We start from the raw sequence: 17,486 nt of genomic DNA, 5'->3' as shown, positions 1-17,486 counted from the left end.
AAATGCTTGTGGGAAAAGTCACTTGTTGTTTTTGGGGTGTTTTTTGCAGGCGTAGTAGTTTGCTCTGCTGATTACAGAGCGGTTCAAGTGCACGTTATTGAACGCAACTAAGCACATCGCACGCGTAGTTTTTCCCGGCTCATACTCAGGTAGTGGCGGCCTGCCGGGCTCACATCACCGGCTGCTGGCCGGTGCGTGCGGGCCAGACGAAGCTGGTGTTACGCACGCTGTTGATGATTTCCAGCTGGTGAAAGGAGTTGCTGCTGGCATACAGCGCCATGAAGTGCGAGAGCACGCTGCCAAACAGCTGCAGGTCACCCTCATTGTCGAAGGCGTTGGGGTTGACCCTGAGCGTGGTGAGCATGCCGCGCACGGGCAGGCCCTTGATCAACCAGTCAGTCGGCGCCGTGCTGGCGTGTTCGATAGCGTTCAGGCGGCGCTGGGTGGCGCGCTTGTGCTGCAGGTCATAGGGCGCCACAAAGTCATAGACCTGCAGCACCGCCTTGAGCGCGTCGGCGCAGGACAGCGACAGGTCATTCAGGGCCAGGTTGGAAAGCAGTACCCACTGCACATCCCCGTGCAGGTCGTCATCCAGCGCCGGTGGGTAACAGCGGGTCGGGCGGGTCAGGTTGCGGTAGGTGGCAAACGAGGGCGTGGCCTGGGTGGTGAGGTTGATATCGCCGATGTCCAGTTGCAGGGGCAGGTTGCCATTGCAGCAGGTGAGGTCGATGTTCAGGGTCTGCTGCTGGCCCCGGTAAGGGCGTTGATCACCGTGCAGCAGGCGGATGACATGGCGCGCCCGCTCTTTGATCAGGTCTTGTTCGAGCGTCACGCTGTAATAGTGTGCGCTACGCTCTTCGGCGCGTTCGACACGCCGGGGCAGTGCTTCGTAGGGCGCGAACTCCAGGCTTTGTTCATCGTGCGAGGTCTGCGTGTCCCGGCGTCGGGTAGCGACCTTGTCAACGCTGAAAATCTCATAGGCCTGCGCTCGCCGCCCGCTGGGTTGCACGGCTTCGCAGACGGCCTGCCCGTCAAGCGGGATGGGCCTGGCCGGGTGGTCGAAGAGGTTGATGGCCGGTGTGCAGTACAGTGAAAGGCTGTCGCGGTCGAGCTGGAAACCGTTGGGGAAGGGCGCGTCAAAACGCAGTTCCAGGCGGATATGCTCGGCTGCGACGTCCGGCCAGTAGCGGCGCAGTTCGGTCAGGTTGAAGCCGTGAAAGCGCTGCGGGAAGTAAAAGTACTCCTGTATCAAGCGGTAGCCATCCAGGTGCTCGCCCGGGCTTGGCAGGAGTGCCTCGCCGGGTTCGAAACCGGCAAAGGTCAAGGTCGCGGGCGGGAGGGAATAGCGATGGTCGTTGATGTGCAAAACCACCTTGTGCAGGTGCTGTGACAGCCATTGGTAGAGCGTCAGGGCGTTGCTTGCAGCGCCTCCCAGATGAAAGCTCAACCGGTCGCAGTCGAGCTGGCGCAGCGGTTGCTCGGTCAGCGCGCCAAGGTCGATGTGGACGATGGATTTGTCGGCACTGTCGATGTGGCAGATCTCATCGATGACCAAGGGGTAGAGGGTCACGTCGGTACAGGTGCGAAAGGTACAGTTCACGCCGTCGACCGGCCTGGAGAACAGCGCGGTACCCTTGGGGATCAGCTGGCTTTCGCTCAGCGCATGATCGATCGGGTCGAAGCGCACCAGGGTGACGCTGGGCAAGGGCCGAAGGAAATTGGGGTAGACCAGTTGCAGCAGCGGCTGGGTGATTTCCGGCAGGTGGTCGTCGATCTTCATCGCAAGCTTTGCAGTCAGGAATGCAAAGCCTTCCATCAATCGCTCGACGTCGGGGTCAGAGGCTTCGCTGCCGAGAAAGTGCGCCAGGCGCGGATCGTCTTCGGCAAATTCGTCGGCCAGTTCGCGCAGGCGCCGGCGTTCTTCCATATAGCGACTTTTTAATGACATGTGCGGCCCTGCGTGAACGTTTACATTCAACGTATTGGGGGAAGTTGTTTAATGTCTTTTTTTGTTTGTAGGAAGCATCTTTAATGTTTGCTTTTCAAACTTCTGTGTATCGCTCGGTCTGGGTTTATTGTTTTCGCCAGAGGGGCTGAAGCGTCAATGCAAATGTTTTGACAAGATGTAAGTTCTTATTTTATGGAGTATGTATTCAGACGTGTTTGAGCGTGCTGCTGGTAGAGAACCGTGCGCAGATGCAGCATCGTTCGCATCGCTGACGAAGGCCAGCTCGCCGGGCCAAAAAAATACCGTGTTTACCCCCTCGCACCCGCTACCGCGCCTCGAAAAACACTGATAGCATCCTGCCACTTACCTTGATTGCAGTTCGCGCATTTCATCGCGCATGTTCCCCGCTACTACACTCGCCATGCCACCTGTGCCTGGCACGTAGGGCGGTGTCTGGGTTGCCAGCCAGCGGCTGCTGACCAACGGTAATCAGGTTCGCGCCGCTGCAACCGATACACAACGCATACAACCAATAATGAAAGGATGCAGCGAGATGAAGCACGGAGCCTGGTGCCTGGCGTTGGTGATGGTCGCAAGCCTGGCGCAGGCGGCTGCCGACAGCGATCCGCTGCTCGAGGGCGCGACCTCGAGCGTCAGCGAAGTGCGCGGCGTGCTGCGCGCGCGCTCGCAGGCGGTGCTGGCCAGCGAGCTGGCCGGGCGGGTGGTGGACATGCCGTTCGCCGAAGGCCAGTCGTTCAGCAAGGGCGATGTGCTGGTGCGTTTTGATTGCAGCGCTTACCAGGCCCAGCAGAATGCCGCCGGCGCTGCCGTGCGTGCGGCCCGTGAAGAGCTGCGCAACAAGCAGCAACTGGCGGCGCTCAATTCGGTCGGGCGCTTCGAAGTGACCCTGGCCGAAGCGCGCCAGGCGCAGGCCCAGGCCGAGGCGCAGGTTTATCAGGTGCAGGTGCAGCGCTGCCAGGTCAAGGCCCCGTTCGACGGCCAGGTGGTTGCCCGTAAGGTCCAGGCCCACGAAAGCGTGGCCAGCGGCGCGCCGTTGCTGGAAATCGTCGACAACCGTTCGCTGGAGGTGCACCTGCTGGTGCCTTCGCGCTGGCTGGGCAAGCTCAAGCCGGAACAGACCTTCAGCTTCGTCCCCGATGAAACCGGCGCGCCGCTGCAGGCGGTGGTCAAGCGCCTGGGCGCGCGCATCGATGAAGGCAGCCAGACCCTGCTGCTGATCGGCACGCTGCCGGCCGACAGCCGCGGCCTGCTGGCCGGCATGAGCGGCACCGCGCACTTCGCCGGCCAGCCATGAACGCGCCAGTAGCCAATGGCATGGAGCAGTTACTGGCGCATTACCTGCGCCTGGAGCATCAGGCCCGGGCCGCGACCACGGTCGAGGCGCTGGCCTTCAGCATGGTCAACGATCCCCAGCCGCTGTTCGCCTTTCGCCACGCGGCATTGCTGATTGCCGGCAAGGTGCGGGCGTTGACCGCGATCAGCATGGTCGAGGCGAATGCGCCGTTCGTGGCCTTCATCGAACATGCCGCCGCGCAACTGGGCAACAGTGCCCGCCTGGACACCAGCGGCCCGCTGAACCCGGACAGTTTCGATCAGGCCAGCCGCGATGACTGGCAGTCGTTGTCAGCTGCCCACGCCTTCTGGCTGCCGCTCAAGGACCGCCAGGGTGTGGTTTTTGGCGGTTTGTGGCTGGCCCGCGACAACCCTTGGGTCGAGGCCGAGCACAGCTTGCTCAACCACCTGGGCGAGTGTTACAGCCATGCCTGGCTGGCCTTGCAGCCGGGTAAACCATGGCGCCTGCGCTGGCCGGCACGCAGCCGCTGGGCGATTGGCGCCGCAGCCCTGCTGGTGCTGCTGGTGCCGGTGCGCCAGTCGGTGTTGGCGCCGGCCGAAGTGGTGCCACGCAACGGCCAGGTGGTGGCCGCACCGCTGGATGGGGTGATCGCCGAGTTCCTGATCAAGCCCAACCAGGCGGTGCAGGCCGGGCAGGTGCTGGTGCGCTTCGACGCCACTAGCCTCAAGGCCCAGGCCGATGTTGCCGAGCGCACCCTCGGGGTCGCCGAGGCCGAGCTCAAGGCCAACACCCAGCGAGCCTTTTCCGATGCTGAATCCAGCGCCCGGCTTGACCTGCTGGCCGCCCGTGTCGAGCAAAAGCGCGCCGAGCGCGATTATGCCCGCGAGCTGCTGGCGCGCGCCGATGTGCGTGCCGAGCGTGCCGGTATTGCCGTGTTCGCCGACGCCCAGCGCCTGACCGGCAAGCCACTGCAGACCGGCGAGCGTCTGCTGGAAATCGCCGACCCGGCCCAGGCCGAGCTGCGCATCGAGCTGCCGGTGGCCGATGCCTTGAGCCTTGAGCCTGGCGCCGAAGTGGCGCTGTTTCTCGACAGCGACCCGCTGCACCGCCATGGCGCCGAGCTCGAACGCGCCGCCTACGAAGCGCAGAACACTCCGGCCGGGCAACTGGCTTATCGCCTGGACGCACGCTTTACCGACGCGCCGCCGCGCATCGGCCTGCGTGGCACTGCCAAGCTGTTTGGCCAGCGTGCACCGCTGGCGCTGTACCTGCTGCGCCGGCCGTTGGCGGCCCTGCGCCAGACGGTGGGCCTTTGATGCTGCCGGCACTGCGCCCGGACCTGCAACTGTCGCCCGCCGCGCCAGGGCTGGACGGCGCTGCGCAATGGACCCTGGCCGACCCGCTGCGCGGGCGCTATTTCAAGCTCGGCGCGCCCGCCATGCGTCTGTTGCGGCACTGGGCGCTGGGCGATCCGGCGCGGGTGCTGGCCGCAGCCAATCGCGAACCGGGCATGCCGCTGCCGGGCACGGCCATTGAGGAGCTGTTGCGCTTTTTGCGTGGCCATGACCTGGTCACCGCCAGTGATGACGAGCAACGGGCCAGCTACGCCGACAAGGCCGCCCGCCAGCGACAGGGGCTGTGGACCCAGTTGCTGCACAAGTACCTGTTCTTTCGTATTCCATTGTGGCGCCCGGATGCCTTTCTCAACCGTACCTGGCCGTGGCTGGCGCGGTTCGGCCCGAACCTGCTGCGCTACGGCCTGCCCACGGTACTGTGCCTGGGGCTGTTTCTGGTCATGCGCGACTGGCAGCGCTTTCTCGCAACCTTTCCCCACCTGTTGAGCCTCGGCGGTGCTGCAGCCTTTGCCATCGCCCTGGGCTTTGCCAAGTTGTGCCACGAATTCGGCCACGCCTACATGGCCAAACGCGCCGGCTGCCGGGTGCCGAGCATGGGCCTGGCGTTCATGGTGCTGTTGCCGATGCTCTACACCGATGTCAGCGATGCCTGGCGCGTGCAGGACCGCCGCACCCGCCTGTTGATCGGCGCCGGCGGGGTGCTCGCCGAGTTGCTGCTGGCCTGCCTGGCCCTGCTGGCCTGGTCGCTGTTGCCGGACGGGGCAGGGCGCACGGCGGCGTTCATGCTGGCCAGCGCCACCTGGATCACCACCCTGGCGATCAACCTCAATCCGTTGATGCGCTTTGACGGCTACTTTCTGCTCAGCGACCTGTGGGCGGTCGACAACCTCCAGGGCCGGGCCTTCGCCCTGTGCCGCTGGCGCTTGCGCGAGGCGCTGTTCGGTTATGGCGAGGCGGCGCCCGAGCCGTGGTCGGCGGCCATGCGCCGGCGCTTGTTGAGCTGGGGTTACGCCGCCTGGCTGTGGCGCGCAGTGCTGTTTTTCGGCATCGCCCTGGCGGTGTATCACTTGTTTTTCAAGGCGCTGGGCATCTTTTTGATGCTGGTCGAGCTGACCTGGTTCATCGCCTTGCCGGTCTATAAGGAGGGCCAGCACTGGTGGCAGCAACGCCAGCGAGCGCAACCGCGCAAGGTGCTGGGCCTGGGCCTCGGCCTGCTGGCGGTGCTGCTGGTGCTGGTGTTGCCGTGGCGCAGCGATGTCGAGGTGCCGGCGCTGCTCGAAGCGTCGCGGGTCAGTGCCCTGCATGCACCGACCGCAGCGCGTATCCGCGAGGTGCATGTGCAGGACGGCCAGCGCGTGGCCCGCGATCAGTTGCTGGTGGTGCTGGAGTCACCGGACCTGGAATCGCGCCTGCAGATCGTACGGCGCGAAATCCAGATCCTGCAGCTGCAATTGCGTCGCCAGGCCGGGCGCAGTGAAACCGCTGCCGACAGTGGCATCCTCGAGCAGCGCCTGGCCGAGGCGGTGGCCGAATACCGTGGCCTGGCCGCCCAGCGCGAGCGCCTGAACCTGCGCGCGCCGCACGCCGGGGTGATACGCGACCTGGCCGTGGGCCTGGCACCGGGCCGCTGGATTGCCGCGCAGTTGCCGCTGGCTGCAGTGGTGGAGGAGGGCCTGCGCCTGCGTGGTTACCTGGCCGAAGCGGACTTGTGGCGGGTCGAGGCCGGCGCGCCCGGGCATTTTGTTGCCGATGATCCGCTGCGCGATTCGCTGCGGGTCAGCCTCAGCGATATCGACACCACCGGGGTCAGCGCCATCGATCAGGAGGCGCTGGTTTCCGAGCACCAGGGCCCCATCGCCATCCGCCGCGACGAGAACCGCCGGGCGCAGCCGCTGCAGGGGCAATACGGCGTACGCTTTGCCCTCGAAAACAGCCCGCCTGGGGGCCTGCAACGCCCGGTTCGCGGGCTGGTGGTGCTCGAAGGCAAGGGCCAGTCGCTGCTGGCATCGGCATGGCGACGAATGGCCGCGCTGGGGGTAAGAGAAAGCGGATTTTGATAGTGCGATTGTCAGACAATTAGAATAAAATGCCATCACAATGATCTCACGCCCGGCGTGGGGCATTGGGGCGGACGGATCAATGCTCAGCATCTCGCAGGGACGCTACACACGATGAACCCACTCGGTTTGAGTTTCCGCCCCATCGGCCAAGGCGACCTGCCTTTCCTTGAGCATTTGTACGCCACCACCCGCGCCGGCGAAATGCGCCACAGCGGCTGGTCGGCCGAGCAGATTGCGCAGTTTCTGCGCCAGCAATTCAATGCCCAGCACCAGTATTACCAGGCCCATTACCCGGATGGTGAGTTCCTCCTGGTCGAACGCCAGGGCCAGGCCATCGGCCGCCTGTACCTGTTCTGGGGGCAGACTGCACTCAACCTCATCGATATCGCCTTGTTGCCCGCCTGCATTGGCCACGGCACTGGCAGCGCCATTCTCGACGACTTGCTGCGCCGCGCCGACCAGCGCGGGCTGGCCTGCGAGCTGTGTGTCGAGCACTACAATCCGGCGCAACGGCTGTATGCAAGGCTTGGTTTTATCCCGGTCGGCGAGTCGGGGGTCTACCGCCGCCTGCGGCGTGAGCCGGTGCCTGGCTGCCTGATGGCGCAGGCCTCATGAGCGCCGCCGGCCAGTTCCCCATGCCCACCTTCGCCGAGCTGCAAGCGGCCGACCGCCATGCCTTTGCGCTCTGGCTGGGGCCGGAGCAGCGCGTAGCCGTCGAACGCGTGCAACTGAGTGAGGGCGTGGCCATGAGCGCCCGCCACGAATGCTTCCTGGTGTTTTTCGCCTTGCCCGCCGGCCTGCTGCCGCAGCAGGGCGTGTACCGCGTTATCGGTCCGCAGCAGCAGGAATGGTTGCTGCTGATGACCCCGGTGCAGCCCGAGCCCGATGGCCGCCATGTGCTGCAGGCGGTGCTGCACCGTGAGCGGGAGCCGCAGGCCTGAGCGCCCTGAACTGATCTGTTCACACCCACAACCCAAAAACAGGTAATGCCAGATGAGTGATCCCTTCCTCGGTGAGATCAAGATGTTCGGTGGCAACTTTGCGCCCCGTGGTTATGCAATGTGCAGTGGGCAATTGATGGCGATATCGCAAAACGCCGCGCTGTTTTCGGTCCTAGGCACGATCTATGGCGGCGACGGCCGGGTCACCTTCGGCTTGCCCGACCTGCGCGGCCGCTCGCCCGTCGGTTGGGGCCAGGGCCCGGGCCTGGGTGAAGTCGATCTCGGTGAAACGGGAGGTAGCCAGAACACCACGCTGACCGTGCAGCAAATGCCGATGCACAGCCATCCGCTAATGGTCTCGACGGAAGCTGCCGGCGCCGACAAAGGCACGGCAAGCCTGGTTCTGGCGCAGAGCGGCGATGCCAACCTGGGCACGGTCAACATCTATGGCAACCCCACGGCGCTGACCAACCTGGCAGCGCAAAGCTGTGGCGTTGCCGGTGGCAATCAGCCCTTCAACAACCTCAGCCCGTACCTGGGCCTGAGCATGATCATCGCCACCGAAGGCATCTTTCCTTCGCGCGGTTGATGAACCGGCGCGGTGGCGCGTGATGCGCGCCACCGCTGCCATAGCCGTTCCATAGCAGTTTTAGGGCAACAACCCGTACAGCCTGAGGTGCAACATGAAGTTCATCGACCGATTCAAACGCCAGGGCCGGCCAGTGCCCACCCCTGCCGGTCAGGCACCGCTGTTGTTTGCCCTGGAACCGCGGATCATGTTCGACGCCTCGGTTGCGGTGGTTGCCCAGGAGGCAACTGCCGAGGCCGCCAAGGACACCGGCAAAGACAGCGCAAGCGATACCGCGGGGGCCGACAAGGCCGCGCTGGCCACGGCCGATACGCGTGGCGCCAGTGCCAGCGAACGCCATGAAGTGGTGTTTGTCGATGGCCAGATCAGCAACCCGCAGGAAGCCCTCAAGGGCCTGCCGGCGGGCAGTGAAGTGGTGGTGCTCGACCCGGGCAAGGACGGCCTGCAGCAAATGGCCGACTACCTCAAGGGCCGCAGCGACCTGGATGCCATCCATGTATTTTCCCACGGTGCGTCGGGTACCGTGCAGTTGGGCAATGTCTGGCTGAGCAGCAGCAACCTTGCCGATCACGGCGAGACGCTGCAGTCCATCGGCCAGTCGCTCAAGGCCGACGGCGACCTGATGCTGTATGGCTGCCAGGTCGGCAAGGACGATGCCGGCCAGGCCTTTGTCAGCCAGCTGGCAAGCCTGACCGGTGCCGACATCGGCGCCTCCAGCGACGACACCGGTAGCGGTGCGCTGGGCGGCAACTGGACCCTGGAGCGCAGCAGCGGCCCGCTGGCAACCACGGCCCTGGCGCTCAACGATTACCAGGGGCTGCTGGCCACCTCCTGGAGTACCGGCAGCGCGCCGCTGAGCGGCACCACCATCGCCGCCGGCAGCCGGGTGGTGGTGGGCGATTTCGACAACGACGGCGACGCTGACATCCTCTACCAGACCGGGGGCAATGGTTCGCTCTGGGCATTCGCGCGCAGCAACGGCAACGGCAGCTTCACCCTGCAAAGCCTGGCGCAGTCGCCCTTTGCCGGGTTGTCGCTGCCGGACCACACCGGCTCCAACTACCACGTTGCCGACTTCGATGGCGACGGCGACCTCGATGTGCTGGCCGGGGTCAACAGCACTACCGGCACCTACCTGCGCAACGACGGCGGCAGTTTCAGCAGCCAGTCGACGGCAAGCTTCCCGGCGCCAGCGGCCGGCTCACGGATGCTCGCCGCTGACTTCGACAACGACGGCGACGCCGACCTGCTGTACCAGACCGGCGCCAACGGCACCGGCTTCGCCTATGCGCGCAGCAACGGCAACGGCACCTTTACCTTGTTGACCCTGGCGCAATCACCCTTTGCCGGGTTGACGCTGCCGGACCACAACGGCAGCAACTACTACGCCGCCGACATCGACGGCGACGGTGACATCGACGTACTGGCCGGCAGTAACGCCACCACCGGGGTCTACCTGCGCAATGACGGCGCCTCCTTCAGCAGCCAGTCAACCGCCTCGTTCCCGGCCCCGGCAGCGTTCGGCCGCATGGTGCTGGCCGACTTCGACAGCGATGGCGACGCCGACATCCTCTACCAGACTGGCGGCAACGGCACAGCTTTTGCCTATGCGCGCAGCAACGGCGACGGCACCTTCACCCTGCAGACCCTGGCCCAGTCGCCGCTGGCCGGCCTGAGCCTGGTCGATCATACCGGCACCACCTATCGCGCCGCCGACTTCGACGGCGACGGCGATATCGACCTGTATGGTGGGTTCAACGCCACCGCCGGCAACCTGTATGTACAGAACGACCGCCCACCGATCGTGGTCAGCTCGACGCCCAGCGACAACGCCAGCAACGTCGACACCAACGCCAACATCGTGCTGACCTTCAACGAAGCGGTGAGCAAGGGTAGCAGCGGCAACATCTACATCGTGCGCACCTTCGACAATGTCGTGGTCCAGACCATCGCCATTGGCAGTGCGCAGATCAGCGGCTCCGGCACCACCTGGACCATCGCCCTGCCGGTCCCCCTGGCACTGGGCACCGGCTATGCCATCCGCCTGGACGCCAAGACCTTCGTCGATGGCGATGGCGCGATCTTCAAGGGGGTGAAGAACAACACCACGCTGAACTTCACCACCAAGTCCAATGACCCGCCGGTGCTGAGCAACCTCAATGGCGACAGCAACACCTTTATCGAGGGTGGGGCGCCGGTGCTGCTCGACGCCGGCGGCAATGCGCTGCTCACCGACCTGGACTCGGCGGACTTCAACGGCGGCAACGTCACCGTGGCGATCACCGCCAACAGGGTCAGCGGCGAAGACCTGCTGGGGATCTTCAACCAGGGCAGCGGGGCCGGGCAGATCGGTGTCTCGGGCAGCAACGTGACTTATGCCGGGGTGATCATCGGCAGCTTTGCCGGCGGCAGCGCCAGCAGCAACCTGGTGATCTCGCTCAACAGCAACGCGACCGCCGCTGCGGTGCAGGCGCTGGTGCGCAACCTGACCTACAGCAACAGCAACAATGGCGATATCTCAACCGCGGCGCGTACGGTGCAGGTCAGCATCAACGATGGCGACAGCTCCAGCGACGCCAGCGCCCTGGTCAGCGTCAATGTCAGCGCGGTCAACGATGCACCGACGGTAACCGCCAGCGGCGGCACCCCGACCTTCACCGAAGGTGGCGCGCCGGTCGACCTGTTCAGCGCGGTGGTGGTGTCTACCGTCGAGGCCGGGCAGGGCATCAAGCAGCTGACCTTCACCGTCAGCAATGTCAGTGATCCCGGCAACGAGCGCCTGACCCTCGACGGCAGCAACATCGACCTGGTCAACGGCGCCTCGGGCACCACGGCCATCAACGGCTTCAGCTATTCGGTGACGCTCAGCGGCGCGACCGCGACGGTGACCCTGACCAAGGCCGCCGGCATCAGCAGCGGCCTGACCCAGACGCTGATCGATGGTGTGCAATACAGCAACCTCAGCCATGCGCCGACCATCGGCACCCGGGTCATCAGCTTGAGCGGCGTGGCTGACACCGGCGGCACCAGCAATGGCGGTGCCGACAGCACTTCGCTGGCCATCAGCGCAACGGTCACGGTGCAGGCCAGCAATGATGCGCCCAGCCTCTCGGGCGGGCCGTTCGTGCTGCCGGGCACCGATGAAGACAGCAGTTCCAGCGGCCAGCTGATTGCAAGCATTCTCGCCGGGCTGAGCCATGGCGATGTCGACGGCGCCGGTTCGCTGAGCGGCGTCGCCGTGATCGGCAGCAGCGGTAATGGCTTCTGGCAGTACTCCAGCAACGGATTCAGTTGGGCCGACATCGGCGCGGTCTCCAGCAGCGCCGGCCTGCTGCTGTCGAGCACCGCGCAAGTGCGTTTCGTCCCCGATGGCACCAATGCCGGTAGCGCCAGCCTGACCTTGCGGGCCTGGGACCAGACCAGCGGCACGGCCTCCAGCAACTCAGTACGCCGCACTGGCGACACCACCATTAACGGCGGCAGCAGCAGCTTCTCGGTCGGCACCGCGCAGGCGCAGATCACAATCAGCGCGGTCAACGACGCGCCGCTGCTGACCCCGACTGCACCGGTGCTCATCGGCATCACTGATGGCCAGCTGAACAACCCCGGGCAAACCGTTGCCAGCTTCCTCAGTGGCGTAACCGATGTCGACACCGGCGCCCTTGTCGGTATCGCCATCACCGGCCTGAACAGCGGCACCGGCACCTGGCAGTACAGCACCGATGGCAGCACCTGGAGCGATATCGGCGCCGTGGCCGGCAACAGTGCCTTGCTGCTGCGCGGTAGCGACAAGCTGCGCCTGGTGCCCGACGGCGCCAACGCCATGGTGGCAACCCTGACCTACAAGGCCTGGGACCAGACTGGCGCCTCGGCAGGGCAGCAGGGCAGCAAGGTCGACACCACGGCCAGCGGCGCCAGCACGGCGTTTTCCATCGCCAGCGACACTGCCAGCATCACCGTCACGGCGGTCAATGACGCGCCGAACCTGAGCACCAGCGCTGGCAGCGCGCACTTCGTCGAGGGCAACAACGGCCCCTCGACCCCGGTAGTCATCGACAGCGGCCTGACCCTGAGCGATTCCGACAACAGCACCCTGGCCAGCGCCAGGGTCAGCATTATCGGTAATTTCCAGGGCGGTTTCGACGTGCTGGCATTTACCAACAACCCGGCAACCATGGGCAACATCAGCGCCAGCTACGACGTTTCCACCGGCGTGCTGACCCTGACCTCCGCAGGCGCCGCTGCCACCCTTGCGCAGTGGCAGGCGGCATTGGCCTCGGTGACCTTCAGCAACCAGAGCGAATCGCCCAGCACGGCCACCCGGACCCTGAGTTTCGTGGTCAACGACGGCACCCTGGACAGCCCGGCCGCAACCCGCACCTTGACCGTGGCGACAGTAGACGATACGCCGGTGATCGCCACCAGCGGCGGCAGCGAAACCTACTTCGAGAACGCAGGGCCCGTGGCAATCGACAGCGGGCTGACGCTCAGCGACATCGACAGCAACACCCTGGCCAGCGCTACCATCAGCATCACCGGCAACTTCCGCGCCGGCCAGGATGTACTGGAGTTCAGCTCCGGTTCGCCGATTACGGGCAACATCAACGCCAGTTACAACGCCGCGACCGGCGTCCTGACCCTGACGTCGGCGGGGGCCACCGCGACCCTTTGGCAGTGGCAGGTCGCCCTGCAATCGGTGGGCTATCGCAACGTTTCCGACAACCCCGACACCTCGACGCGCACCGTGTCGTTCTCGGTCAATGACGGCAACAGCGACAGCGCCGTCGCCAGCAAGGCCGTCAACATCCAGGCCGTCAACGACGCCGGGATCCTCAGCGTACCGAGCAGCCTGAACTTCAATGAAGATGCGTCTGGCACGGTGTCGGGCATTTCCATCAGCGATGCCGATGCCGGTAGCGGGCAGGTCACCCTGACCCTGAGCGTGGCGCTGGGCCAACTGCACGCCAACAGTGGCGCCGGCGTCACGGTCAACACGCTGGGCAGCGGTCTGATACTGGTCGGCTCGGTAGCGGACATCAACGCCTTTATCGCCGCCAACGGGGTCTCCTACATCGGCGCCGCCAACGGCAACGGCAACGTCAACCTGACGGTGACCTACAACGATGGCGGCAACACGGGCAGCGGCGGGGCGCAGCTCACTCAGCGGGTGGTGACGCTGGCCATTGGTGCGGTCAACGATGCGCCGGTCAACCAGGTACCGAGTAGCCAGAACGTCCTTCAGGACGGCTCGCTGACCTTCAACAACGGCAACGGCAACCTGATCAGCATCAGCGATGTTGACGCCGGCAGCGCCGCCTTGCAGGTGACCTTGACCGCCAGCAATGGCCTGCTGACGCTGTCGAGCCTCAGCGGCCTGGTGTTTACCGTCGGCAGCGGCACGGGCGATGCGAGCATGACCTTCACCGGCTCGCAAAGCGATATCAATGCCGCGCTCAACGGCCTGGTGTTCTCCCCGGTGGCCGGCTACCACGGTTCGGCCAGCCTGCAGATCACCACCAGCGACCTGGGCGGCAGCGGCAGCGGCGGGGCGCAGACCGACACCGACACCGTTAGCATCAACGTCGCCTCGTTGAACCCGCGGGTTACCGATGTCTCGGCGCAGAGCGCCAATGGCAGCTACAAGACCGGCGACAGCATTACCCTGACCCTGACCTTCGACCAGATGGTCAGCGTCGACACCACTGGCGGCATCCCGGCCTTGCTGCTGGAAACCGGCCTTATCGATCGCTATGCCACCTATGTGGCCGGCTCGGGCACTAACACCCTGACGTTCCAGTACACCGTGCAGGCCGGTGATACCAGCGCCGACCTCGACTACGCCGGCAGCGCCGCCCTGGCCCTCAATGGTGCAGTGATTCGCAACGCCACCTTCGACAATGCCGTTTTGACCTTGCCAACGCCGGGCTCCGCCCATTCGCTGGGGGCCAACCACAACCTGGTCATCGACGGCATCGCGCCGCAGGTTACCAGTGTCAGCGTGCCGGCCAATGGCACCTACGTCGCCGGCCAGCAGCTGGACTTCACCGTCAACCTCAGCGAGGCAGTGACGGTGACCGGTACACCGCGCCTGCAGATCACCCTGGACACTGGCGGCACCGTGTTCGCCGATTACCTTTCCGGCTCCGGGACCGGCGCGCTGGTATTCCGCCTGACAGTCAGCAGCGGTCAGCTCGATAGCAACGGCATCACCCTTGGCAGCAACCTGGTGCTCAACGGCGGATCGGTTCGCGACCAGGCGGGCAATCTGGCAGTCGCGACACTCAACAACGTCGGCAGCACCACGGGCGTCAATGTCGATGCCGTGGCGCCGGTTATCGGCAGCGTCGCGGTACCGGCTGCGGGCAGCTACAAGGCCGGCGACGTGCTGAGCTTCACCGTCAACGCCAGCGAAGCGCTGATCGTCGATACCTCCACCGGTACGCCGCGCCTGCAACTGACCATTGGCGGGCTGAGCCGCTATGCCAGCTATGTGTCCGGCTCCGGTAGCGGCCAGTTGCTGTTCCAGTACAGTGTCGATGCCGGCGTCAACGATGCCGATGGTATTCAGCTCGGCAGCACCCTGGACCTCAACGGTGGTACGCTGCGCGACGCCGCCGGCAACGGCCTGGTGCTGGCCCTCAATGGCCTGGGCAGTACCGCCGGCGTGCTGGTCGATACCCTGGCACCCAGCGCTGGAGCGCTGCTGGCCATCGATGCCAGCCCGAGCAATGCCGGCAGCGTGCGCTACAACGTGACCTTCAGCGAAGCGGTCAGCGGTGTCGATACCAGCGACTTCAGCCTGGTGTTCAGTGGCACGGCCAACGGCAGCATTAGCAGCGTCACCTCGCTGGACGGGCGCACCTACAGCGTACTGGTGTCCGGCCTGAGCGGCGTTGGCAGCCTGCGCCTGGACCTCAACAGCAGCGCCACCGGCATCAGCGACGCGGCCGGCAACAGCCTGAGCAATGGGCAGAGCGGCACCAGCTACCAGATCGACCGGGTGGCACCGACGGTCAACAGCGTTACGGTGCCGGCCGACGGCAACTATGTCGCTGGCCAGCACCTGGACTTTACCGTCAACCTCAGCGAGGCGGTGATGGTCACCGGTACACCGCGCCTGCAAATCACCCTGGACACTGGCGGCACAGTGTTTGCTGATTATCTGTCCGGCTCTGGCACTGGCGCGCTGGTGTTCCGCCTGACGGTCAGCACCGGCCAGCTCGACAGCACCGGCATCAGCCTGGGCAGCGGCCTGGTGCTCAATGGCGGTGCACTGCGCGACAGCGTTGGCAATGACGCGCTGATCAGCCTCAACAACGTCGCCAGCACCAGTGGCGTACTGGTCGACGCTGTGCTGCCGACGGTGGCCAGCGTGTCGGTACCGGCAGCAGGCAGCTACAACGCTGGCGACGTGCTGAGCTTCACGGTCAACGCCAGTGAAGCGCTGATCGTCGATACCTCTGCCGGCACGCCGCGCCTGCAGCTGACTATTGGCGGGCTGACCCGCTATGCCAGCTATGTGTCCGGCTCTGGTAGCGGCCAGTTGGTGTTCCAGTACAGCGTGCAAGTCGGTAACAACGATGCCGATGGCATCCAGGTCGGCAGCACCCTGGATCTGAACGGGGGCACAGTGCGCGATGCGGCAGGCAACCCCCTTAACCTGGGCCTGAACGGGCTCGCCAGCACCACAGGGGTGCGTATCGATACCGCAGCGCCACAAGTGGCGGATATCGTTCGCGTCGATGTCAGCCCGAGCAACAGCGGTTCGCTGCGCTACACCGTGAGCTTCGACGAGAGCGTCAGCGGCGTCGACCTGGCCGACTTCAGCCTGGCGTTCAGCGCCAGTGCCAGCGGGCGGATCAGCAGCGTGACGCAGCTTGACGGGCGCACCTACAGCGTCCTGGTCGACAACCTCAGCGGTGTCGGCACCCTGCGCCTGGACCTGAATCCGACCGGCACCGGCATCACCGATGCGGCCGGCAATGCCCTTGCAGGGGGCCTGCAAGGCAGCAGCTACAGTATCGACCGCGTGGCGCCAAGCGTGACTGCGGTGGCGGTGCCGGCGGCGGGCAGTTATGTCGCCGGGCAGGGGCTGGAGTTCAGCGTGCAGCTGGACGAAGCGGTGCTGGTCGATACCGCCGATGGCGCGCCGCGCCTGGCGGTCACCCTGGACAATGGCCGGGTGGTGTATGCCGATTACGTTTCCGGCTCCGGCAGCAACACCCTGGTGTTCCGCCTGACCATCAGCCCGGGCCTGCAGGCCAGCAATGGCCTGAGCGTGGCGCCGAGCCTGGACCTTAATGGCAGCACCGTGCGTGATGCACGCGGCAACGATGCCGGCACCGGCCTGAGCAACGTCGCCAGCACCGCCGGCATCCTCGTCGATGCCCGCGCACCGCGGCCTGCCGAGATCGTCGTGCAAACTCCGGCAACGCCCGGCGAGCGGACGCTGAGCTACACCTTGAGCTTTGACGAGGCGGTCAGCGGCGTCGATGCCGCTGACTTCAGCGTGCTGTCCAGCGGCAGCGCCACGGGGGTGGTGCAGTCGGTGCAGCAACTGGATGCGCGTACCTACCGGGTAACCCTGGGCAGTATCAGCGGCCAGGGCGGCCTGGGGCTGAGCCTCAACGCGCTGAACAGCGGCATCCGCGACGGCGCCGGCAATGCCCTGGCGGTGTCGATGAGCAGCCCGCTGTATCAATTGCCGAACCAGGATGTCGGCGATCTCGAATTCCGGGTCAATCCGCCCGTCAGCAACCCGGCGGTGAGCGTGCCGCTGTTGCAGCCACAAGTACCACAGTTGCCCTCGGTTGCCAGCACGTCGCCGATGCTGCCCGCGCCGCTGTTCGAGGAGCGCACGCTGGGCAGTGGCATCGACACCCTGGGCAGCATTTTCATTCATAACGGTCTCAGCGCGCCGAGCTTCATCGCCCAGGTATTTGCCAGCAGCGATGGCAGCGGCGACGGATCGGGGCAGGGTTTTCTCGGTTTTGGCGGCGGTGATGGGGGCGTGTTCGGCACCAGTACCTTTGCCGCCCTGTTTGCCCGCGAGGCGGCGCCGGAGGGCGAGTCGATGCGGGTTTTCGACGGCAAGCAGTGGCGCACCACCGACCCTGCCCAAGGCTTGCGCGCAGTGTTTGGCGCCGCCTCGCTGGAGCAGCAGTTGCAGGACATCAAGGACGCCGAACAGCGTCCCGTACGCGAATTGGCCATGGCTCTGGCACAGCCGACACAGATCGGCAACCGGACCTGAAACGCCAGCACTTATTCAGAGATGA

8 protein-coding genes are annotated in these 17,486 nt (G+C 65.3%); 7 read left to right on the top strand and 1 reads right to left on the bottom strand.

The window, feature by feature from the left end; genetic code table 11:
• Positions 1 to 169: 169 nt before the first annotated feature.
• Positions 170 to 1,948, bottom strand: a complete 1,779-nt coding sequence (gene tssF / locus LOY34_RS15320) for a type VI secretion system baseplate subunit TssF (RefSeq protein ID WP_195884378.1) — start codon at positions 1,946 to 1,948, stop codon at positions 170 to 172.
• A gap of 553 nt (positions 1,949 to 2,501) precedes the next feature.
• On the opposite strand from tssF, the gene LOY34_RS15315 reads away from it, so the two are divergent.
• From LOY34_RS15315 to LOY34_RS15285, 7 genes are all read left to right on the top strand, one after another.
• Entirely contained in the window at positions 2,502 to 3,263 is a 762-nt protein-coding gene (locus tag LOY34_RS15315) for an efflux RND transporter periplasmic adaptor subunit (protein WP_082075376.1), read from the top strand.
• Positions 3,260 to 4,579 carry an efflux RND transporter periplasmic adaptor subunit gene (locus tag LOY34_RS15310; RefSeq protein WP_195884377.1) on the top strand — a complete coding sequence of 440 codons (1,320 nt, stop codon included), beginning with the start codon at positions 3,260 to 3,262 and terminating at the stop codon, positions 4,577 to 4,579. Before LOY34_RS15315 ends, LOY34_RS15310 begins: the two co-directional genes overlap by 4 nt.
• Complete coding sequence (locus LOY34_RS15305; protein WP_177329136.1) at positions 4,576 to 6,675, top strand: HlyD family efflux transporter periplasmic adaptor subunit; 2,100 nt, start codon at positions 4,576 to 4,578, stop codon at positions 6,673 to 6,675. The genes LOY34_RS15310 and LOY34_RS15305 overlap by 4 nt, the downstream gene beginning before the upstream one ends.
• Before the next feature lie 114 nt (positions 6,676 to 6,789).
• A complete protein-coding gene (locus tag LOY34_RS15300; protein WP_195884376.1) occupies positions 6,790 to 7,293 on the top strand; it encodes a GNAT family N-acetyltransferase in 504 nt (167 codons plus the stop codon).
• Positions 7,290 to 7,619, top strand: coding sequence for a DUF6916 family protein (locus LOY34_RS15295; RefSeq protein ID WP_052676460.1), 330 nt, complete (start codon positions 7,290 to 7,292; stop codon positions 7,617 to 7,619). The genes LOY34_RS15300 and LOY34_RS15295 overlap by 4 nt, the downstream gene beginning before the upstream one ends.
• Positions 7,620 to 7,671: 52 nt before the next feature.
• Positions 7,672 to 8,208 carry a phage tail protein gene (locus tag LOY34_RS15290; RefSeq protein WP_258663473.1) on the top strand — a complete coding sequence of 179 codons (537 nt, stop codon included), beginning with the start codon at positions 7,672 to 7,674 and terminating at the stop codon, positions 8,206 to 8,208.
• A 94-nt stretch (positions 8,209 to 8,302) separates the two neighbouring features.
• Complete coding sequence (locus LOY34_RS15285; RefSeq protein WP_258663470.1) at positions 8,303 to 17,461, top strand: DUF4347 domain-containing protein; 9,159 nt, start codon at positions 8,303 to 8,305, stop codon at positions 17,459 to 17,461.
• Positions 17,462 to 17,486 lie beyond the last annotated feature (25 nt).

Origin of the sequence: Pseudomonas sp. B21-009, from assembly GCF_024749345.1 — a bacterium.
GTDB lineage: Bacteria > Pseudomonadota > Gammaproteobacteria > Pseudomonadales > Pseudomonadaceae > Aquipseudomonas.
Note: the sequence above shows the minus strand (reverse complement) of the source record. Positions and strands in the feature narration are given on the sequence as shown.

What these genes read in the sequence shown, in the direction of transcription:
- LOY34_RS15310 (WP_195884377.1), top strand. Translation starts at nt 3,260, where the DNA reads ATGAACGCGCCAGTAGCCAATGGCATGGAGCAGTTACTGGCGCATTAC.
- LOY34_RS15300 (WP_195884376.1), top strand. Translation starts at nt 6,790, where the DNA reads ATGAACCCACTCGGTTTGAGTTTCCGCCCCATCGGCCAAGGCGACCTG.
- LOY34_RS15315 (WP_082075376.1), top strand. Translation starts at nt 2,502, where the DNA reads ATGAAGCACGGAGCCTGGTGCCTGGCGTTGGTGATGGTCGCAAGCCTG.
- tssF (WP_195884378.1), bottom strand. Translation starts at nt 1,948, where the DNA reads ATGTCATTAAAAAGTCGCTATATGGAAGAACGCCGGCGCCTGCGCGAA.
- LOY34_RS15285 (WP_258663470.1), top strand. Translation starts at nt 8,303, where the DNA reads ATGAAGTTCATCGACCGATTCAAACGCCAGGGCCGGCCAGTGCCCACC.
- LOY34_RS15290 (WP_258663473.1), top strand. Translation starts at nt 7,672, where the DNA reads ATGAGTGATCCCTTCCTCGGTGAGATCAAGATGTTCGGTGGCAACTTT.
- LOY34_RS15295 (WP_052676460.1), top strand. Translation starts at nt 7,290, where the DNA reads ATGAGCGCCGCCGGCCAGTTCCCCATGCCCACCTTCGCCGAGCTGCAA.